The 19,763-nt window shown below is 63.5% G+C and carries 14 protein-coding genes, 1 tRNA gene and 1 pseudogene; 5 read left to right on the forward strand and 11 right to left on the reverse strand.

Translation table 11 applies throughout. From position 1 onward, the window contains the following. The first annotated feature begins 287 nt into the window (after positions 1 to 287). Positions 288 to 1,754: a chlorohydrolase family protein gene (locus tag ACQCST_RS05290; RefSeq protein WP_426998274.1), complete on the forward strand. Its 1,467-nt coding sequence runs from the start codon at positions 288 to 290 to the stop codon at positions 1,752 to 1,754. 75 nt (positions 1,755 to 1,829) lie between these two features. Continuing rightward, positions 1,830 to 2,537, forward strand: coding sequence for a GntR family transcriptional regulator (locus tag ACQCST_RS05295; RefSeq protein WP_426998275.1), 708 nt, complete (start codon positions 1,830 to 1,832; stop codon positions 2,535 to 2,537). Positions 2,538 to 2,583: 46 nt separating this feature from the next. Here the strand turns inward: ACQCST_RS05295 and ACQCST_RS05300 are convergent, their stop codons facing one another. The 5 genes from ACQCST_RS05300 to ACQCST_RS05320 all read right to left on the reverse strand — a co-directional run bounded on the left by ACQCST_RS05300 (position 2,584) and on the right by ACQCST_RS05320 (position 9,367). Next, positions 2,584 to 4,002 carry a DUF4032 domain-containing protein gene (locus tag ACQCST_RS05300; RefSeq protein ID WP_426998276.1) on the reverse strand — a complete coding sequence of 473 codons (1,419 nt, stop codon included), beginning with the start codon at positions 4,000 to 4,002 and terminating at the stop codon, positions 2,584 to 2,586. Between the two features lie 53 nt (positions 4,003 to 4,055). Continuing rightward, entirely contained in the window at positions 4,056 to 5,612 is a 1,557-nt protein-coding gene (locus ACQCST_RS05305) for a beta-N-acetylhexosaminidase (RefSeq protein WP_426998277.1), read from the reverse strand. An 80-nt stretch (positions 5,613 to 5,692) separates the two neighbouring features. Next, positions 5,693 to 6,775 (reverse strand): ABC transporter ATP-binding protein, encoded by a 1,083-nt coding sequence (locus ACQCST_RS05310; RefSeq protein ID WP_426998278.1) that lies wholly within the window; start codon positions 6,773 to 6,775, stop codon positions 5,693 to 5,695. Between the two features lie 266 nt (positions 6,776 to 7,041). Next, on the reverse strand, positions 7,042 to 7,872 hold the full coding sequence (otsB, locus tag ACQCST_RS05315; protein WP_426998279.1) for a trehalose-phosphatase: 831 nt from the start codon (positions 7,870 to 7,872) through the stop codon (positions 7,042 to 7,044). After that, positions 7,862 to 9,367 (reverse strand): alpha,alpha-trehalose-phosphate synthase (UDP-forming), encoded by a 1,506-nt coding sequence (locus ACQCST_RS05320; protein ID WP_426998280.1) that lies wholly within the window; start codon positions 9,365 to 9,367, stop codon positions 7,862 to 7,864. Before ACQCST_RS05320 ends, otsB begins: the two co-directional genes overlap by 11 nt. Positions 9,368 to 9,533: 166 nt before the next feature. Here ACQCST_RS05320 and ACQCST_RS05325 point away from each other — a divergent pair, with 166 nt between their 5' ends. Next, the gene (locus tag ACQCST_RS05325; RefSeq protein ID WP_426998281.1) at positions 9,534 to 10,424 is read left to right on the forward strand and encodes a DsbA family protein; all 891 of its coding nucleotides are present in this window, start codon (positions 9,534 to 9,536) and stop codon (positions 10,422 to 10,424) included. A 155-nt stretch (positions 10,425 to 10,579) separates the two neighbouring features. Continuing rightward, positions 10,580 to 10,656, forward strand: a tRNA-Thr gene (locus tag ACQCST_RS05330). A gap of 61 nt (positions 10,657 to 10,717) precedes the next feature. Here ACQCST_RS05330 and ACQCST_RS05335 read toward each other — a convergent pair. Genes ACQCST_RS05335 through ACQCST_RS05345 form a run of 3 tightly spaced genes read right to left on the reverse strand, consistent with a single transcriptional unit; the run spans position 10,718 to position 15,803 of the window. After that, complete coding sequence (locus tag ACQCST_RS05335; RefSeq protein ID WP_426998282.1) at positions 10,718 to 11,218, reverse strand: hypothetical protein; 501 nt, start codon at positions 11,216 to 11,218, stop codon at positions 10,718 to 10,720. Positions 11,219 to 11,268: 50 nt separating this feature from the next. Further along, positions 11,269 to 14,097, reverse strand: a complete 2,829-nt coding sequence (locus tag ACQCST_RS05340) for an FAD-binding and (Fe-S)-binding domain-containing protein (protein WP_426998283.1) — start codon at positions 14,095 to 14,097, stop codon at positions 11,269 to 11,271. Beyond that, a complete protein-coding gene (locus ACQCST_RS05345) occupies positions 14,094 to 15,803 on the reverse strand; it encodes an L-lactate permease (RefSeq protein ID WP_426998284.1) in 1,710 nt (569 codons plus the stop codon). The genes ACQCST_RS05340 and ACQCST_RS05345 overlap by 4 nt, the downstream gene beginning before the upstream one ends. 147 nt (positions 15,804 to 15,950) lie before the next feature. On the opposite strand from ACQCST_RS05345, the gene ACQCST_RS05350 reads away from it, so the two are divergent. Next, positions 15,951 to 16,643: a GntR family transcriptional regulator gene (locus tag ACQCST_RS05350; RefSeq protein ID WP_426998285.1), complete on the forward strand. Its 693-nt coding sequence runs from the start codon at positions 15,951 to 15,953 to the stop codon at positions 16,641 to 16,643. A 635-nt stretch (positions 16,644 to 17,278) separates the two neighbouring features. Here ACQCST_RS05350 and galT read toward each other — a convergent pair. The 3 genes and pseudogenes from galT to ACQCST_RS05365 all read right to left on the reverse strand — a co-directional run bounded on the left by galT (position 17,279) and on the right by ACQCST_RS05365 (position 19,752). Beyond that, on the reverse strand, positions 17,279 to 18,421 hold the full coding sequence (galT, locus tag ACQCST_RS05355; RefSeq protein WP_426999081.1) for a galactose-1-phosphate uridylyltransferase: 1,143 nt from the start codon (positions 18,419 to 18,421) through the stop codon (positions 17,279 to 17,281). Between the two features lie 79 nt (positions 18,422 to 18,500). Next, positions 18,501 to 19,197: pseudogene (locus ACQCST_RS05360) on the reverse strand (DeoR/GlpR family DNA-binding transcription regulator). Positions 19,198 to 19,206: 9 nt separating this feature from the next. Continuing rightward, on the reverse strand, positions 19,207 to 19,752 hold the full coding sequence (locus ACQCST_RS05365; protein ID WP_426998286.1) for a beta-galactosidase trimerization domain-containing protein: 546 nt from the start codon (positions 19,750 to 19,752) through the stop codon (positions 19,207 to 19,209). Between the last annotated feature and the right edge of the window lie 11 nt (positions 19,753 to 19,763).

Genomic DNA, 19,763 nt, shown 5'->3' on the forward strand with positions numbered 1-19,763 from the left:
AATGAATTTTTGTATACCAAAATTCAGAGTAGAGCAGGATCGGTGTGATGTAAATCGCAATGGGTGAAATTTCTCCGGAGATCCTAGAATCTAGGGGGATTGATTCGCTTGGGACAGGCCGACACGGCGTGGCGCCGCGCCGGCGGAAGGACGAATTTCCCAGGCTGCGCCACGACTCGGGCGTCCAGTGGCCCAATTTAGACCAGATCTCACCGGAAAATGATGGTTTTGGAATACCAAAAGTACTAGGATGACCTGAAACAGTCACCGATGAGAGGGCTCTTCCAATGAGGACCAAGATCTCCGCCAGCTACGTGCTGGGGTTCAATGGCGAATCGCATGTTTTGCTCGAAAACGCCGTGGTGGTCTACGAAGACGACACGATCGTTTTTGTGGGGAGCGGGTTTGACTGGCCCGTAGACCACCAGGAAGACCTGGGCCAAGCCCTGCTCATGCCTGGCCTCATCGACCTCGACGCGCTCACGGATATTGACCATCTCATCCTCGACAGCTGGTCCGGTCCCGAATTGAGCAGCGGGTATCAGTGGTCAGAGGACTACTTCCGCAACCGCCGGGGCAACGTCTTCACGCCTGAGGAGCGCCAGCAGATCCGGGAGTATGCCCTGATCCAGTTGATCCTTCATGGCGTCACCACGTATATGCCCATTGCCTCCGAGGTCCACTCCGACTGGGCGGAACCTTTTGACGAGCTGGTGGGAATGGCAGAGTCCAGCCGCAGCTTGGGCTTGCGGGCATATCTGGGCCCGGCGTACCGTTCCGGCGTCAACGTGGTCCTCGAAGATGGCCGGAGATCGGTTCTGTTCGACGAAGAGCGGGGCAGGGAAGGCCTGGCGGATGCTGTCAGGTTCCTCGACTACGCGGAAGAGCTTGGCGACCCCCTGATCAACGGCGCTCTGCTGCCATGCCGGATCGAAACGCTGGAACCCGCACTCATGGAGGAAACCGCCGTCGTCAGCGCCCAGCGCAATGTGCCGGTCCGCCTGCATTCCCTCCAGGGACTGTTGGAGCGAGAAGTGCTGATGGACCGCCACGGCACCACGCCACTGGAGCTGATGGAGAAAACAGGGCTCCTTAACGACCGGCTGCTGATTCCGCATGCCGTCTATACCGACCGCAACCCGGCCATCCACGGAGAAGACCGCGGCGAGCTGGAAAGAATTGCGCAGGCCGGCGCCTCCGTCATCCACTGCCCCCTGACATCCATGAGGTACGGCGGGATCCTGGACTCCTTCGCTAGCTACCGCGAGGCTGGGATCAACATCGCGCTGGGCACGGACTCGTTCCCTCCCGACCTGATCCGCGGGATTGATGCGGGTGTGCAGCTCGCTAAGGTGCTGTTCGGCTGCCCTGGAGCGGGCGACGTCGCGGGCTACTTTGACGCTGCCACGCTGGGTGGTGCGGCAGCACTGAAGCGTGGCGATCTTGGCAGGCTTCAGCCGGGTGCACAGGCCGATATGGTCGCGTTTTCGCTGGGCGACATCAGGGACGGCGTTCACGACGACCCGCTCCGGACATTGATCCTGAACGGCACAGCCAGGCAGGCTGTGATGTCCGTCGTGGCCGGCCGGACGGTCATGCGCGACGGCTTTATTGCCGGCGTGGACCTGGATGCATGGCGGCAGACAGCCCAAGAGCTATTTGACAGGATGCGGGCGGGCTACAGCGTCCGGGACACAGAACGCAGGGCCCCGGATGAGCTGTTTCCGCCCGTGTATGCTCGGTTGGAGCGCTGACCGGTCCGAGGCACCTGCACCTCAAGGCACCCGCACTTCAAGGCACAAGGATCCTGCACGATAGGAAGTTTGACAGTGGCGAAGCTACAGCCGGTCCCCGAGCCGGAGCACACCGCCCCGGCGGAAGTCCACCGGGACGACGAAGCCCGTGCGGAGCAGATCTACCAGCTGGTGCTGGAGGGAATTGTTGCCGGGAAATTCGCACAGGGTATGCGGTTGCGGGAACGGGAACTGTCGGAGATGTACGACGTCTCGCGCATTCCCGTGCGGGAGGCAATCCAGCGGCTGGAGCAGGACGGCTTCGTAGCCACGTTCCCCCGCCGCGGAGCCGTAGTCCGGCAGCTGACCCTCACCGACGTCAACGAACTCTTCGACGTCAGGCTGTGCCTTGAATCCTTTGCCGCGCGCCGTGCGGCGGAGCGGGTGGGTGCGGGGCAACCTGGAGGGCAACTCAAGGAGCTGGTGGATGGGGCGCGGCGGGCCATCGACGAAGGCCGGGCTGACGACGTCGTACTAATAAGTACTGCGTTCCACGCGGAGATTGTCCGCCTGACCGGGAACACCCTGCTTATAGAATCCGTGAAGCCGCTGTTCGGCCGGATGCGCTGGATCTTTGGCCTGGCGCACAACCGCAGTAACGAGCTGCAGCGGGATGAACACGTGGAACTCTGCAATGCCATCCTCGGAGGGCAGGCAGAGCTCGCGGCGTCGCTGGCCTACTCGCATATTGAGCTGGGGCGGGCACCGGTGCTCACCGGACTGGCCGAAACGCTGGAGCCCTGAAATCACTGAGCCCTGAGACCTGAACCCTTAGAGCCGGTGCCCGATGTCAGTCGTCGGCATCAGGGTAACCGTCTTCGTCATCGTCGGCCCCGTACCGTGACTCCTCGGTTTCCACATCCAGGATTTTCAGCAGCGCGGTGTCCGGGTTGAGCATGATAGCGGCCTCGTCCCGGCGGTGACGCAGCACGGAGTCGATGTAGGACTGCACGGCTTCGGCCAGCGGGATGTGCCGGTTCTCCTCCTCGGACATGTACCAGCGGTGTTCTAGGATTTCATGCACTGCCTCTGCCGGTTCGAGCTTTCCGGACAGATCCCGGGGAATGGAACGGACAATCGGCTCGAAGATCTGGCTGACCCACATGTGGGCGCTGTATTCCTCGTCCATGTCCGGGTTGTTGTCTGCGCGGAACGAGTCCATATCATTGAGCAGCCGGCGGGCCTGGTTTTCCTGTGCATCCAGACCGGTGAGGCGGAGCAGTCGGCGCTGATGGTGGCCGGCGTCCACTACCTTGGGCTGCAGCTGGATAGTGGACTCGTTCTGGGTGGTCTTGATGACGTATTCCTCAACATCGAAACCCAGCTCATTGAGGCGGCGGATACGGGCGCCCACGCGCCAGCGCTCACCCAGCTCAAAGGATTCCTTCTCCGTCAGCTCGGTCCAGAGCCTGCGGTAGCTGTCCATGATGAGCTCACTGGTGGCTACCGGGTCAACCTTTTCCTCGATCAGGCCGCCTTCGAGGAGATCCATCAGCTCGCCCGCGATGTTGACACGGGCGATTTCGAGATCGTATTCGCGCTGCCCGGTAGAAAGGTCCGGGTACAGCTCGCCGGTCTCCGCATCCACGAGGTAGGCCGCGAAGGCTCCTGCGTCGCGGCGGAACAGCGTATTGGAAAGGGACACATCGCCCCAGTAGAAGCCGACGAGGTGCAGGCGCACCATCAGGAGGGCCTGCGCATCGATAAGCCGGGTCAGAGTGTCCTTACGCAGCATCTGGGAAAACAACGCGCGGTACGGCATGGAGAATTTCAGGTGGCGGGTGACAAGCACCGGGTTCAGCGGCCGGCCGTCCGGGGTGGTTCGGCCGGTGATGACCGCCACCGGCTCCACACACGGCACGTCCAGGCGCGCCAGCTTGCGGAGCATATGGTATTCGTGCCGGGCAACATGCTCCGAGGTTTCCTTGATGGCAATGACGGAGCCGCCAAGGTGGGCGAACCGGACAATGTGGCGGGAGATGCCACGGGGGAGGGCTGCGAGGTTCTCAGCGGGCCAGTCCTCCAGGGCGATGTGCCAGGGCAGATCCAGCAGCCCGGGGTCGGTTGCTGCGGCGGTAATGTTCAGCGAGCTGGAAACGGCGGACGATTTGTCGTCGTGGGCACTGGCCGCCTGAAACCGCGGGAGTTTGCCGACTTGCCCGTAGTCAGTGGGTTCGTCGTGCCACTGGGCGCTGTTTTCCTCGGTCATGGGTCAATTCTTCCGTACATAGGGGCAGCGATCCTAACCATGGTGGCTTCCTGTCAATCGGCGGGAAAAGCCGGCGGCGGGGTGGACTTCCATTCGATGCCTGGCGACGGGTGGAAAGCTACACCCTGAAGCGCCAGGCGGGCACCTGCTCCGCCGAGCCGCCGGGCAAAGCCGTCCTTATCGCGGAGTTCCTGGGGTGTCCACCCGACTTCGGCGAGCGAGATGGCCCGCGGGTAGATCAGCCAGTCAGCCTGCATTCCGCCACGCACCGTTTCGGTCCACAATGGTCCTTCGACGCCCAGCAGGTGATCTTCGGGGATGCCCTGTCCGGCAGGGTCCCAGCCGTAGTATTCGGCCCAGGTGAACGGGCCACCCTCCATCCAGCTGAGTCCGATCGGGCTGTCCGGCCCATATTTCTGATCCAGATAGGTGGTGGACGCCGGGGACATCAGCACTTTACTCCCGGCATCGCGGGCTCTCGCCTGAGTGGGTTCCAGGGGGCCGTGCCAGTACTGCACCACCGAGCCTTCCGGGATATCGGCTGCAGCGTATTCGTTCCAGCCGACGGGCGTTTTTCCCGTGTCCTGCACCATCCGGCTGAAATCACTCACCATCCGGACATAGCTTCCGTGACTTGTCACCAGGGCTTCGTCTCCGCCCAGGTGAAGATACGGACCGGGCGTGATGGCGGCGATCTGGCCCAGGACCTCCCGGACGAACTCATACGTAACAGGATTATCCGGGTCCAGGGTGGAGTAACCCACCTCGCCGGTGGTATTCATCTTTTGGGGCAGTCCGTCAGGATTCAGCTGCGCAATGGCGGCCAGAGCGGCGTTGACATGTCCAGGGAGATCGATCTCGGGAACCAGCAGGACGTTCTTCCTCGCCGCGTACTCCGCAAGGTCCTGGAAGTCACGCTGGGTGTAGAAACCGGATACGCCGGGCGTCAGCCCTACTCCCGGGGCATCCACCGCTCCAGTGCCGCCCAGCCGTGTGAGGTTGCCGTAGTCCAGACCGGAAGGATTGACGGCCGGTTCATGGATTTCGATTCGCCACGCCTGGTCATCGGTCAGGTGGAGATGCAGTGCGTTCATCTTGAACTGGCTCATGGTGTCGATCTGCCGCTTGATCTCGGCAACACCGAGGAAGCTCCGGGCAACGTCCAGCATGAGTCCCCGGTAAGGCAAGCGCGGCTCATCGGTAATGGCCACAGCAGGGATGATCCAGCTGGCATCCACGGGAGACAGGCTTTCCACGGCGGCGGGAAACAACTGCCGGAGAGTCTGGACGCCGTTGAACAATCCACCGGACGTGGCGGCAGCGATCTGCACCCTACCCGGCCCGGAGGTCAGCGTGTAGCCTTCGGCGCCGGAGACTCCGTTGTCCAGAACCAGCGAAATATCTCCGGGCCGCGGCATCCCGGCCCCCTGGCCATCCAGAATCGGCAGGTCAAAGCCGGTGCTACGTCGCAGGACCAGCGCCAGCTCTTCGGCGGGGATCCTGCATCCTTCCGCGGCAACGATCCGCGCGGTGCCGGTCAGGGCGAAAGCTCCGGCGTCGTTCCGGAGGACACGGCAGGGCTGCGGAATCAAATGGTGGGACTGAGGCACGTGGCTCCTTAATTGAGATTTAACGCCGACGGCGGCCCGTCCAGTAGTGGAGGGCCGCCGTCGGTTTGCTTACCGGAGGACTAGTCGCCCAGGCGCAGGCCGGTCTTGGTGTCGAACAGGTGTACATGACCCGACTGGGGGCGCACGTGGATGGTTTCGCCCTTCAGCGGGGGGCGGCGGCCATCGACGCGTGCCACGATGTCGTGGCTCTTGCCGTCCAGCATGGTGTGGCCGTAGACGTAGGCGTCGGCACCGAGTTCTTCGACAACGTCCACCTCAACCTGGAGGCCGTCGCCTGCGGCGACGGTCTCAAGATCTTCGGGCCGGGAACCCAGTGTGACCGTCGATCCGTGCGCCTCTTCGAGGACATTGCGCGGTACCGGGTAAACGGTGCCGCCGAACTGGACACCGCCGTCGACAACCGGAAGTTCCAGCAGGTTCATGGCGGGCGAGCCGATGAAGCCCGCGACGAATACGTTCTTAGGCCTGTCGTAGAGGTTGCGAGGGGTGTCCACCTGCATCAGCAGGCCATCCTTGAGGACAGCAACGCGGTCACCCATGGTCATGGCCTCGACCTGGTCGTGGGTCACGTAAACGGTGGTGACGCCGAGGCGGCGGGTCAGCGAGGCAATCTGGGTTCGGGTCTGGACACGGAGCTTGGCATCAAGGTTGGAGAGCGGCTCATCCATGAGGAACACCTGCGGGTTACGCACGATGGCGCGGCCCATGGCGACACGCTGGCGCTGGCCGCCGGAGAGTGCCTTCGGCTTGCGGTCCAGGTAGGGCTCGAGGTCCAGGAGCTTGGCGGCTTCGCGGACGCGCTCGGCGCGCTCTTCCTTATTGACACCGGCAATCTTCAGAGCGAAGCCCATGTTGTCCGCGACAGTCATGTGCGGGTACAGGGCGTAGTTCTGGAAAACCATAGCGATGTCGCGGTCCTTGGGAGGAACATCGGTGACATCGCGGTCGCCGATCAGGATACGGCCGGCGTTGACATCCTCAAGACCTGCGAGCATTCGCAGGGAGGTGGACTTGCCGCAACCGGAGGGTCCAACGAGGACCAGGAACTCGCCATCGGCGACTTCAATGCTGAGCTTGTCAACAGCGGGCTTCTCTGTGCCCGGGTACAGACGAGTAGCGTTATCAAAAGTAACTGTAGCCACAGTTATCAATCCCTTCACCGGCAGGTACGTGCCGGACGATCCGTTGTGAATGGTTAAGTATTCAGTTGTGTAGAGCGTTCATACTCCCCGGCCGAAGCCGAGGAGTATCGCGTGACGCCGCACGGTTATTGTGCGCCACATCACAAACAGAGTATGTCAGATTTATGGCGGAACCGCGAAACTGTTACGGACGTCACATGTGAGATGCGCTACGGTGGCAACCCAGGGCCTGTCCAGGGTCTGTTCGCTGGATGTCCGGGGACGGCCTACGCCACCGCCAGTGAGCGTTCCCGCAGGAGCGTTTCCAGCAGCTCCGCTACCTGGACGGGCGCTTCAACCCTGAACTGGGCCTGGGTGAAATCGAAGCCGACTTTAACCCCAACATCGCCTTCAACCAGCCGACCCAGGGCGTCCTCATCAGTGGTGTCATCGCCGGCGAACAGGATGGCGGTGGCCCCTGTGGCCTGGCGCAGGAACGTGACGCCCTCGCCTTTGGACGCGTTGACCACAGACGTCTCCAGCACCCGCTTGCCGTTCGTGAGGAACACGCCGCTTCGGCCCTGAAGCGCGGAACGGGCTGCTGCGACAGCGTCTTCCGCGACGTCGTCCGCTGCAAGCCTCGTATGGAGAACCACGCCGGCCGGTTTGTCTTCCAGCAGCGTTCCCGGGGCGACCTCCACGATTTCTGCCAGGATGCGGCGGACATCTGCCAGCAGTTCGCGTCGGGCGTCATCGAGCGTCAGCTCCGACGAGCCGGGTCCGAGCCAGGCCTCGGCTCCGTGGCTGCCGATCAGCAGGGTCTCTGCCGGCGGTGAGGCAACCGCCCGAAGGCTGGCGAGGGCACGCCCCGAGATGAGCGCCGTCGTCGTGCGCGGCAAGGCTGCCAGAGCGGCGAAAGCCGCGGCTGAACGGGGCAGCGGGCGGGCGTTGTCCGCATGATCCACCAGCGGTGAGATGGTGCCGTCGAAGTCCATGGCCACCAGCAGATGCTCCGTGGCGGCAATCCGGTGCAGCGCCGCCAACAGCTCCGGGGCAAGCGTCATCGGTGTCCCGGGAAGGGAATCGGAGAACTCGGGACGCGGGGTATCAGGTGTCATCGCGGATAACCTTTTCATTGAGTGCCATCAGGAAGTCGGCGGACCAATGATCGACGTCGTGGTCCATGATCTGCTTGCGCATGGAGCGCATGCGGCGGGCTGCCTCCTTGGCCGGCATGTGGACGGCCTTCATGATGGTGTCCTTCAGCCCGTCAATGTCGTGCGGATTCATCAGCAGGGCCTGTTTGAGCTGGTCAGCGGCCCCGGCGAATTCACTGAGCACCAGGGCACCGTCGTTCGCGGTCCTCGCGGCGACGTACTCCTTGGCGACGAGGTTCATGCCGTCACGGAGGGCCGTGACCAGCATGACGTCTGCCGCCAGGTACATGGCGACCATCTCCTCGACCGGGTAGCTGTGGTGGAGGTACCGGACCGCAGTGTTTTGGATGGTGTCATAGGTTCCGTTGATATGGCCCACGGTGCCTTCGATTTCTTCCCTCAGCAGGCGGTACTGCTCCACCCTTTCGCGGCTGGGGCTGGCCACCTGAATCAGCGTGGCGTCCTCCACCCTGAGCTTGCCCTCGTTGAGGAGCTCTTCAATGGCTTTAAGCCGGTGCCGGATGCCCTTGGTGTAGTCCAGCCGGTCCACACCCAGCAGGATGGTGGCGGGATTGCCGAGGTCCTTGCGGATCTGGCGTGACCGTTCAATGATCTCCGGCGTTCTGGCCAGTTCACTGATCTGCTCGACGTCGATGGATATGGGAAATGCCTGGGCGCGGGCAATATGGGTGATTTCACCATCCGGACCCTTGACATGAACCTGCTGCTGCTTGACGCTTGCGCCCAGGAAGCGGCGGGCGGAGCGCATGAAGTTGCCGGCGTCGCTGGGTCGCTGGAAGCCGACGAGATCGGCGCCCAGCAATCCGTCAATGATGGCCTGGCGCCACGGAAGCTGGGCAAAGATCTCCGGCGGCGGGAACGGGATGTGGTTGAAGAAACCGATCCGCAGGTCCGGACGCGCTTCGCGCAGCATCCGCGGCACCAGCTGGAGCTGGTAATCCTGCACCCATACGGTGGCGCCGTGGTTGGCATGGCGGACGACGGCGTCGGCGAACCTCTTATTGACCTTGCGGTAAGCGTCCCACCAGGTTCTGTGAAACTCCGGCGGGGCGATGACATCGTGATAGAGCGGCCACAAAGTGGCGTTGGAGAATCCCTCGTAATAAAGCTCAACGTCTTCATTGCTCAGCTGGACAGGAACGAGGTCCATGCCGCCGTGGCTGAACGGCCTGACGGTCTCGTCGGGGGCGCCGTGCCAGCCCACCCATGCGCCTTCCGACTTGGTCATCATCGGGGCCAGCGCGGTGACAAGTCCGCCCGGTGAGCGCTTCCAGCCGTTCGTGCTGTCATCGCCGTTCTCATCCTGGACATCGCGGTCCACGGGCAGGCGGTTGGACACCACCATGAAGTCGTACTTCACAGCGGCCGGGTGGCTGCGCTGTGAAGCCGTGGGTTCACCCTCGGCGTTGGGTTTTTCCGGTTCAGGTCTTTGCATTGCGGCCCCCTGGGGTTGCTTGTGGCTCTTAGCCCACCCTAACCGGACGGAATCTTCCGGGCTATTCGTCCGTTGGGCTGTCCGGGGGAATCCTGAAAGCGCAAGCTCCCAGCATTCTCCCCTAAAATGATGGAGTTGCCACCATGCCGATCGACCCGAGGAACTGATGAGCCCCGCAAACGAACCCCGCCCGTCCAAGGCCGAACGTACCGCCCTGGCCCGTGAGAAGGCCCGCGAGATCCGGGAAGAGCAACTGAAGAAGGACAAGCGCAACAAGCTGCTGATCGGCTGGGGCATTGTGGTGGCAGTGGTGGCCATCCTTGCGATTGTGGCACTGGTGGTAACGTCCAGCATCCGCAACAATGCTCCCGTAGCGGACGAAGGCCCTACCCCGGCGAACGCCAACATCAATGGCGGCGTCACACTGCTGGCTAACTCCGAGGTGGCGAAAGCCGACGCCGGAACTGTCAAGATTGCGGACCTGCCGTCGGCTCCTGCCAGTGCACCTGCTGACCTTGTTGCGCCGGGTGCCGAGGCGGAGGCGGGCAAACCGGTCAAGGTTGTCCTTTATGTCGACTTCATTTGCCCCATCTGCAAGGACTTTGAGACGAAGTACAAAGAACAACTGGCCACGCTCCGCAACGCAGGCAAGATCTCTGTGGAATACCGGCCGCTCGGTTTCCTGGACAGACAGTCCTCCACCAACTACTCCTCGCGTGCCGCCAATGCGGCGGCCTGCGTAGTCAACCAATCAGCTGAGAAGTATTCGGACTTCATCGATGTACTCTTCGAGAAGGCCCCCGCCGAAGGCAGCCCAGGGCTCTCCGACAACGAGCTGAAGAAAATGGCTACCGACGTCGGAGCGAAGAACATCGACACGTGCGTGGATGAGAAAACATACCGCCCCTATGTCAAGTACTCCACCCAGCACGCATCCGTGCTGGGCATCACCGGCACGCCCACGGTCTTTGTCGACGGAAAGCAGTGGGGCAAGGGCGACAGCGCCCAGACCCCGTTCGATCAGTTCCTGCAGGCCGCAGTGGACGCCAAGGCCTAGTCTCAAGCCGCAGCTGCACGCTTGAATGGCCCGGTTCCGGATAATTCCGGGGCCGGGTTATCTATTTGTGCCGGTGCCCGCCGTTTTACCACGGGGCGACCTTGGGCTAACCTTATCTAGCGCCGTTGCGGCGCCCGCTCATGTTTGTTGGGCACGCCTCCTTAGCTCAGTTGGCCAGAGCACCGCTCTTGTAAAGCGGGGGTCGTCGGTTCGAATCCGACAGGAGGCTCCACTGTGGCTTTGACCTGCGGGTTTAGTTCCGCGGGATGGCTCCAAAGCGTTCATTCGAACCTTCACTCACCAGCATCAGCCTTCGTCGCGGCCCGGTTGGCCTGTCTCCGTAGTTGTCGGGCCCAAATGATCCGGACTGAACGCGTCGAGCACTGTGCGGGCGATGAGCGCCATTCGCTGTAGCAGTTATCGACGGCAGCATGAGCCCGACCTCGCTGGTGCGCGGCGTCGCGGTCCAGCGCGGCCATGAATTCGAGTGTGTGATTGGTGATGACCTGCCCTGGGACGAGGATAGGAAAGCCCGGAGGGTACGGTGTGACGAATCCGGCGGAGATGACCTCCGTGCCGGATTGGATTCTTTCGGCAAGTTCGTGCGCTGAAACGTATGTGGTCGATCCTGTTTTGTACGTCTCGAAGCAGGCTGCACGGATGTCCCCATCAGGGTTCAACGGGTGGCGCCGGAAGCGTGCTGCGAACATGCTGAAGTCCGGCCGCGGTGGCGTCCTGCCCGCCCAGTCCGTCTGGACAGCAGCGTGCCCTGTTGTGGGCGGACGGGCACCCATGTTCCCGACGGTTCAGAGACGAAGCGCAAAACGTACAGGTAGCCGGCGCGTCAGCGAGTTACCTCCTCAAGCAGCTCCAGCACGTGCCGGTACTCGGCACCCGTGGCCCGGGTCATTCCCAATTCGCACGTGCGGTTGCAGGAGGCGTGGGCCGAAGCTCCCATCTCGGCGACCTCTGCGCCCTGCTTCTGAGTGGCTGACGCCGTCAGCTCGGGGTGGAGCATGCCGCGATCCCCGGCAAAGGCGCAACAGCCCCAGTTCTCAGGAACTTCCACTCGCCGGGCCACAGCCCTGGCCGCGGTGTCCAGGACATCGTTGAGTCCCATCCGGGTGGAGGAGCAGGTGGGGTGGAGGACCAGTGACTCAAGCTTTCCGTGGTCCGGCAGCCTGGGCAGGATGTGCTCGGCGGCGAAGTCCACGGCATCCACCATCCGCAGCGGTTGCTGCCCCGCCACAGGAACGTCTGATTCCACGGCCTGGTGCAGTCCCTCAGTGCACGATGACGCGTCGCAGATGATGGGGAGTTCACCGCCGCGGGTGGCTTCCCTGAGAGATGCCAAAGTTTTGTCCCGCATGGTCGCCTGGCCTGCCACCATGCCCTTTGAGGACCACGGGGTTCCGCAGCAAAGGCCGTCGATCCCCTCCGGGACAAGCAGTGTGATTCCCGCCCGGGCGCATAGCTGCTCGAAGCTGTGCTGCACCCCGTGCCTCTGACCGGAACCCGCCGGACTTCCGGCCGGTCCGAACATGGTGCCCACGCACGCCGGGAAGTAGACGGCGTCAACATCGCCCGCCGGCGTCGGCCGCTTCCGCGCGGAACCGCCGCCGGGCAGTTCGGACGAGTACAGCGGCACCGTATCTGCACCGAGCAGCGCCCGTGCGGCCTTGTTTGGCGGCTCCACGACCGATGGGGGAAGCTTGTCCACCAAGGTCAGGGCGACGGACGCTCCCCGGGTGACGCCCTCCCAGTGCTTCGCCGCGGACTTCCAGAGACTGTTGGCCACCGGACCTGCTTCCGACTTCCGGATCCTCTTTACGAGCAGCCCGGTGTTGATCTCCACGGGGCAAGCGGTCTGGCACATGCCGTCCACGGCGCAGGTCTGGACGGATTCGTAGCCGTAATCCGCCTCCAGCTCTTTCACCAGCGCCGCATCACCGGCCAGCCGGGCGGACTCGATGGCGCGCAGCGTGACGATCCGTTGCCGCGGGGTGAGGGTGATGTCCTTGCTGGGGCAGACCGGCTCGCAGTAGCCGCAGGAGACACAGCGGTCCACCTCCTCGGCCACCGGCGGAGCGGTCTTGATGTGGCGAAGGTGCGCCAGCGGATCATCATCCATCAGGACCCCGGGGTTGAGCATGCCGGAGGGGTCGAACAACTGCTTAATCTTACGCATGACGTCGTAGAGTTCGTCACCGTACTGCCGCCGCACGTACGGGGCCATTACCCGGCCGGTGCCGTGCTCGGCCTTGAGCGATCCGCCTTCGCCAAGGACCAGGTCAACCATGTCCTCCGTAAACGCGCTGTAGCGGTCCAGTTCCTCCGCAGCGGCGAAACCGTCGGTGAGCATGAAGTGGACGTTGCCGTCCTTGGCATGGCCGAAGATCACGCTGTTGCTGTAGCCGTATTTCTCGAACAGGCCGATCAGTTCCCTGCAAGTGCGCCCCAGGACGGGCACGGGAACCACAATGTCCTCCAGGAGGGCCGTGGTCCCCTGCGGGCGGGCACCTGCGACCGAGGCATAGAGGCCTTTGCGCAGCTGCCACAACTGCGCACGGGCGGATGCGTCCCCCGTGAACCGGGACGGGGCCGAGAGGCCCAGCCGGCCCAGGATGCCCTCCCCGCCGCGCTGGAGCTCCGCGAGTAGTTCGGGACGGTCGGCCGAATACTCAACCAGCAGCGCGGCATGCTCCCGGATCACCAGATCCCGTACGACGGCGGGCGTTCCCTTGAGCGTCTGGCCCACCTTGAGTGATCGCGCATCCATAAGCTCCACAGTTGCGGCCCCGGTTTCCACGAGGGCCGGCAAGGCGGCGTTCGCCGCCTCCAGATCGCGGAAAACCAACAGTCCGGTGGCCGCGTGGGGCAGCCGGGGAATGGTGCGGAAGACCGCCTCGGCCACGAACCCGAGTGTGCCTTCGCTGCCGACAATCAGGTGGGCCATGATGTCCACCGGGTTGTCGTAATCGAGCAGGGAGTTCAGCCCGTACCCCATGGTGTTCTTCATGGAGAACTGCTGCCGGATCCTGTGTACGGAGTCACTGTTGTCCCGCACACGCCGGGCAAGCCGCGCCAGGCCTTCATAGAGTTCCGGCTCCAGTGCGCGGAGCTTTTGATCGGCATCCTGCGCACCGGTATTGAGTACCGTGCCGGAGGGAAGCACCACAGTCAGTGACTCCAGCGTGCGGTAGACGTTGTCCACGGTGCCGCAGTTCATGCCGGATGAGTTGTTGGCCACCACACCACCTATCGTGCACGCGGATTCGCTCGCCGGATCGGGACCGAACTTGCGGCCGTAGCGGGCCAGCCGCGCGTTGACGGCCCTGACAGTGACCCCCGGCTGGACGCGCACCCGCGCACCGCCGTCGAGCACGTCAATGTCCTTGAAGTTGCGGCGCACGTCCACCAGGACGCCATCGGTGACCGCCTGGCCGCTCAGGCTGGTGCCGCCGGAGCGGAAGGTCAACGGAACACCCTGGGCGGCGCTGGCCTGCAACAGCCCGCCCACCTCCGCTGCATTCCCGGCCACCACCACGGCCTGTGGTATCAACAGGAAATGGGAGGCGTCGTGGGCGTTGGCGTGCAGGTCGATCGGCCGCGTTTTCACCTGGGCCGGATCGGCCACAGCCGACCGGAAGGCGGCCAGGTTCAGTTCAGTCATCGGGGAACCATCCAGCCAAGAACGGGCGTGGACTGCAGGAAGATGAGCACGGTGATGAGCGCCAGTAGCCCCGCGCTCCAGCCAAGGAGCCTGCGGAACAGGGTTCCCTCCGCACCATCAAGCCCAACCGCCGCCGAAGCAACGGCCAGGTTCTGCAGCGAGAGCATCTTGCCCATCACGCCGGCGGACGAGTTGGAGGCGGCCATCAGTACGGGAGAAAGCCCGGTCTGCTGCGCTGCCGTGGCCTGCATCTGCCCGAACAGGGAATTGGAGGAGGTATCGGATCCCGTGAGGGCAACGCCGATCCAGCCGATCAGCGGCGAGAGGATGGCAAAGAATCCGCCGGCGGAAGCAAGGGCGAATCCCAGGGTGGTGGTCTGGCCCGACAGGTTCATCACGAAGGAGAGCGCCAGCACGGTGGTCACGGTGACGATGGTCCAGCGCAGCTGCATCAGGGTGTCCCGATAGATGCGCAGACCCTTCCCTGCCGTGATCCTGTAAAGCCCCATGGTGATCAGGCCGGAGAACAGCAAGAGCGTGCCGGTCGCCTTGAGATGGTCCAGCTTGAATTTGGTGGCGGCTACGGGCTTGCCGACGGAATCGGTGATATCCAGGCCCGGCCATGCGAACGTCACACTGCCAATCTGGCCAAGCCACGTTTTGATGACGGGAATCTGGGCCACAGAGAACACTGCAATGATAATCAGGTAGGGAGCGATCGCCATCCAGATCTGCCGGGGCTTGGGCCTGGTGTTATCGTTCGGAACCCCGCTGGTTTCGGCTGGACTTCCGGCTCCGGTTTTGACGCTGACGGGGGCGTTGCCGGCGCCCAGTGCTGCGGAAGCGTGCGCCGGCACAGCAGCCTGTACGGCGCCCTCCATCCCGATGGTTTCCTTGGGCTGCCATACCTTCAAGAGGAGCAGTACTGCGGCGACCGTGACCACGGCTGCAACAACATCGGTCAGTTCCACCGCCAGGAAGTTGGACGTGACAAACTGCGCCACGGCGAAGGCTGCTCCCGCGACCAGCGCGACAGGCCACGTCTGCTTCACGCCGCGCCGGCCGTCGACGATGAACACCAGCAGCAGGGGCACAATCAGGGCGATGAAAGGCGTCTGGCGCCCGGCCATGGAGGAGAGATCACGCAGCGGCAGGCCCGTGACGCCGTTGAGGGCGATGAGGGGCGCGGCCATGGCGCCAAAGGCCACCGGTGCGGTGTTTGCCAGCAGTGAGACGATGGCGGATTTCAGAGGCTTCATGCCCGCCGCCATCAGCATGGCTGCGGAAATCGCCACCGGGGCTCCGAATCCGGCCAAGGATTCCAGGAGGGCGCCGAAGCAGAACGCGATCAGGATGGACAGGATGCGAAGGTCGCTCGAGATGGACCGGATGGTCCGTCCCAGGACTTCAAACCACGGTGTGGACACGGTCAGCCTGTAGATCCACAGGGCATTGACCAGGATCCACAGAATTGGAAACAGGCCGTAAAAAATGCCGGCCGCAGTGGCGCTGAGAGCCTGGTTCACCGGCATCTGCCAGCCTACGATGGCCAACACGAGGGAAAGTGCGAGGCTGGCGATCGCCGCTTTGGGCGCTTTGACCTTGAAAACACCCAAAAGGACAAAAAGCAGGACGAGGGGAAGCGCCGCGCAAAGCGCCGAAAGGACTAGGGACCCGGCGATGGGGTCGAGGATCTGCTGAAACATGTGTCTCCAGATTGTGTTAGGCGTCACAACACCGTGGCGCCCATCGATTGTCTTACAAGTACACATGATAGTCAAGAGCTACTTGTAGTCTTGTCTGGCAATATGGGAAGAGAGTCAGGATGAACTTTTGCCGAGAACGGAGCCCCGGTGCCCAGCCGTATTACAGCAGTTTCGATCGTTGAAGCGATCTCCGCGGATCTGCGGAGCCGGATCTTCGCAGGCGAGCTGGAGTCCTCCCAGGCGCTGACGGAGACTGACGTGGCCTCCACCTATGAAGTGGCCCGGCCCACGGCGAAGGCATCAATAGAAAAACTCGTGGCGGAAGGCCTGCTGGCCAGGGGCGTGCACAAGACCGCCCGGGTTGCCGAGCTGGGCCCGGACTCAGTGCGGGATATCTACCTGGCCCGGGCGTACCTGGAAAGCGAAGTGCTCCGACGGCTTGCGTCCGCGCGGAACGTGCCCGCAGAGGCAATACGGGCAAACAACGACATCGCCGCGTTGAAGACAGGCGCGCCCCTCGACGTCGTGGAGCCGGACATGCGGTTCCACACAAGCCTGATCGACGCCGTGGGCAACGAACGCATAAGCAAGATGTATCGCTCCCTCGTGGGGGAGGTGCGGCTCTGCATGTCCCGCATCCAGTCGCTGCACCTGCTGGACACCGCGCTGATCCAGGCGGAGCACCAAAAGATTCTCGAACTGATCGAAACCGGCCAGGGCGAGGCTGCGGCCCTGCTTCTCGATGAACACCTCGGGCGCGCCCGGGAACGGCTGGTTGCCGCCATGGGAGGCAAAGCAGGACCTGAGGCTGACGTGCCGTCGGAGCTCTTCCCGGAGTAGCAGCCCGGGTCCGCCGCCGTGGTCGAGCCTGGATGTTAGCGGCAGGTGGGAGCTCAACATAGCGGACCCGCTCCCGGGGGCCGGGACAATTGCGCGGGAAACTGGCCTTGAGAGTTGTCTAAGAGTGTCGGGCAATGATGGATTCCAAGAACCGGTCCAATCGAGGATCAAGGCCGAGGACTGTTGACATCCGATGATCAGAAGTCCTCTGCCAAATCTAATTATCCATTCTGAACCCCGGGAGATACATTGACTGTTGCCTCTGTGGGAGCCTTTCTGACGATCGCGTTCGCAGCGTCGATGTCACCCGGCCTAACAATGTCTTGGTAGCGTCACTGGCGGCGGGTAGACCATTCCGTGCAGCATTACCCGCGATCTTTGGCATATCGATTTGGGTTCCTCGCACTACTGGCGCTGACAAACACCGGAGGTGGGTCGCTGATTCACAGCGTGCCGGCCGTGTCATTCGGGCTCAAGGTGGTGGGTGCCGCATACTTGGTGTACCTCGCTTGGAAGATATTCAGCAGTGGACCCTTCGACTCCGTCGTCTGTCCCAGCTGCCGCCGGATTCTGGAAACTCGGCGCTCTTCAAGCGGTGAACCCGAAGGCCTGGCTTCCCTGGCGCAAAAGTCCGGTCATGGCTCAATGGCTTCCTGGAGTCGGGCGGCTGCGGTTTCCGGCGGGATGTCCGCGATGAACGCGCCCATCGCCGCCTCCGAGCCGGCAAGGTATTTAAGCTTTGTTTCCTCCCGGCGTGGGGAGGTCAGCTGGAGCATCAGCCGGATATCGTTCCGGTGGGCGTGGACGGGGGCCTGGTGCCAGGCGGTGATATAGGGGGTCGGCGTCGCGTACAGGGCGTCCACGCCCCGCAAAAGCCGGCGGTAGAGATGCGAGAACTCGTCGCGTTCCTCGGCGGTGGTGCCGGCCAGGTCGGGAACCTGCCGGTGCGGCAGGACATGGACTTCCAGCGGCCAGCGCGCCGCGAAGGGAACGAAGGCCGTCCAGTGTTCGCCCCGAAGCACCACCCGCCCGGACTTCTGCTCGAAGCTGAGGACATCCTCGAAGAGCGACCCCCCATAGCCTTGGATCGAGCGGATGAGCTGGGCCGTGCGGGGCGTGATGAAGGGATAGGCGTAGATCTGCCCGTGTGGATGGTGCAGTGTCACCCCGATGGCCTCGCCGCGGTTCTCGAAGGGGAAAACTTGCTGGACGCCGGGCAGCGCGGACAGGGCCGCCGTCCGGTCCGCCCAGGCCTCCACGACTGTCCTCATTCGGGAAAGCGATACCCCGGCGAGCGATCCGGTGCGTTCGGGCGAGAAGCACATGACTTCGCACCGGCCCACTGATTGCCGGTTTCGTCCCAGGCCGATCCGGGACAGATCATCAAGTCCTTCGGGTGACCCGGGGCCCGTCAGGGCAGGACCGAACGAGGGGGACTTGTTTTCGAAGACGGCCACATCATAGAGGCTGGGTATCTCCGAGGGGTTCTCCGCCGAGGCCGGCGCCAGGGGATCCAGGTGCGAGGGGGGAAGGACAATCCGGTTCTGACGGGCAGAGGCCACAGAAATCCATTCGCCGGTCAGCACATCCTGCCGCATGGTCGCCGTCGGCGGCCGGGCTGCCGGTTCGCGCAGATCAGGGGCACGCTCCGGGGAGAGCACGGTGTCGGCATCATCGAAGTAGATGATGTCCCGGCCGTCGGTGAGCTTAAAGGACCTTTTCGTGATCTCGCCCGTACTAGACGCGCCTCCCGGCGTCGTCAGCAGCGGGCGGGGGATGTTCGGGGGCAGGGCGTTCAAGTCGGCTCCAGGGTAGGTCGTCAAAGGGAATGGACGGGAGAAGATGCACCGCCGCAGGTCAGCCGGCCGTGGCGGACGTTCTCGCAGTGCGCTGCCGGCCGACGTGGTCGCGGAGGATGCGCTGGGCCTCCACACCCAGCTGGTCGTCGCTGATGAGCTCGTCGGCGTCCTCAAGGTTGGCGATGGTGCTGAGGCCCAGAGTGCTCCATTTGGTGTGGTCCGCCGGGACCACGACCTTGCTCGCAGCCGCGACGAAGGCCCGGTCCGTTTCGGCCTCCAGCAGGTTCGGGGTGGTGAAACCTACGTCGGCATCGACGCCGTGGACACCCAGGAAGAGCACGTCGACGAGAAGCTGCTTCAGGGAAGACGTCGCCAACGGCCCCACCAGAGCGTCCGACGGTGTGCGCTGCCCGCCGGTGATGATCCCCGTGGACTGTGTTACCGGCGTGAAGGACATCAGCAATCCGCAGCGAGTTGGTCACCCCAGTGATCCGCGGCCTCGCAGGCGATGGCAGTCTTCTCCGCCTCCAGCTGGGTGGACTTCACCTCAAATCCCGGCTCATGGGCGCTGAGGCCGCCGGGGGCTTGGTGCCGCCGTGGATTTTCTCCACCAACCCGGCGTCGTCCAGCACATCGATGTCCCGGCGTACCGTCATGAGCGAAACGCCCAGTATCTGCGCCAGATCGGAGACCCGCACAGTCCTCCCGCGCTGGACTTCGGCAAGAATGGCGGAATGGTGGGCGGGCGCGAGCATGCTGGGTCCTTAGGAAGTTACCGACGGGTTGATGGGGGATCGGACGACGGCGACTGCGCCAGCACCCAGGTCCGGTGCCCCGCCCAGGTCCTGACCGCTGATGAGCTCGAGGCCAGAGACAGGGAGCTGGACGCCTTCGGAGCTGTGGTTGATGAAGAACGTCCAGTCCGTGCTGTCTTTGCTCCGCCGAGCCACTTCAACATCCTCCGGAAGGTTCCGGAGGAGGGGTTCAACCCCGGCATCTTCGCAGAGAACTCCCAGCACCGGGCCCCGGACGACTTCGGCGAGGACTTCCGCCGTCGTCGGCTGTCCCAGTTCGCTCCAGAAGGAAGCGTCACCGAACCTGCTCAGCTCCAGTCCGTCGCCGGCACGCAGCGGAAAGAACTCCTCCATCTGGACGCCGAGGAGTTCACTGAATGCCCCGGGAAAGCTTCCCGGCCTGATGTGGTCATTTTCGTCCACGCTGCCGGGGAAGTACGTGATCACCAGATGCCCGCCGGAGCGCACGTGAGCGTGCGGATTCGCGACCCCGGAATCGGTCAGCAGGTACTCCATGGGCGCCACCA

The sequence above is a fragment of the Pseudarthrobacter sp. N5 genome (assembly GCF_050157035.1).
Taxonomy (GTDB): Bacteria; Actinomycetota; Actinomycetes; order Actinomycetales; family Micrococcaceae; genus Arthrobacter.

Bases quoted from the DNA above. Each gene is read 5' to 3' on its own strand.
- ACQCST_RS05345 (WP_426998284.1), bottom strand. From the start codon at position 15,803: ATGTTTCAGCAGATCCTCGACCCCATCGCCGGGTCCCTAGTCCTTTCG.
- ACQCST_RS05300 (WP_426998276.1), bottom strand. From the start codon at position 4,002: ATGACCGAGGAAAACAGCGCCCAGTGGCACGACGAACCCACTGACTAC.
- ACQCST_RS05340 (WP_426998283.1), bottom strand. From the start codon at position 14,097: ATGACTGAACTGAACCTGGCCGCCTTCCGGTCGGCTGTGGCCGATCCG.
- ACQCST_RS05320 (WP_426998280.1), bottom strand. From the start codon at position 9,367: ATGCAAAGACCTGAACCGGAAAAACCCAACGCCGAGGGTGAACCCACG.
- ACQCST_RS05365 (WP_426998286.1), bottom strand. From the start codon at position 19,752: ATGGAGTACCTGCTGACCGATTCCGGGGTCGCGAATCCGCACGCTCAC.
- ACQCST_RS05325 (WP_426998281.1), top strand. From the start codon at position 9,534: ATGAGCCCCGCAAACGAACCCCGCCCGTCCAAGGCCGAACGTACCGCC.
- ACQCST_RS05335 (WP_426998282.1), bottom strand. From the start codon at position 11,218: ATGGGTGCCCGTCCGCCCACAACAGGGCACGCTGCTGTCCAGACGGAC.
- otsB (WP_426998279.1), bottom strand. From the start codon at position 7,872: ATGACACCTGATACCCCGCGTCCCGAGTTCTCCGATTCCCTTCCCGGG.
- ACQCST_RS05290 (WP_426998274.1), top strand. From the start codon at position 288: ATGAGGACCAAGATCTCCGCCAGCTACGTGCTGGGGTTCAATGGCGAA.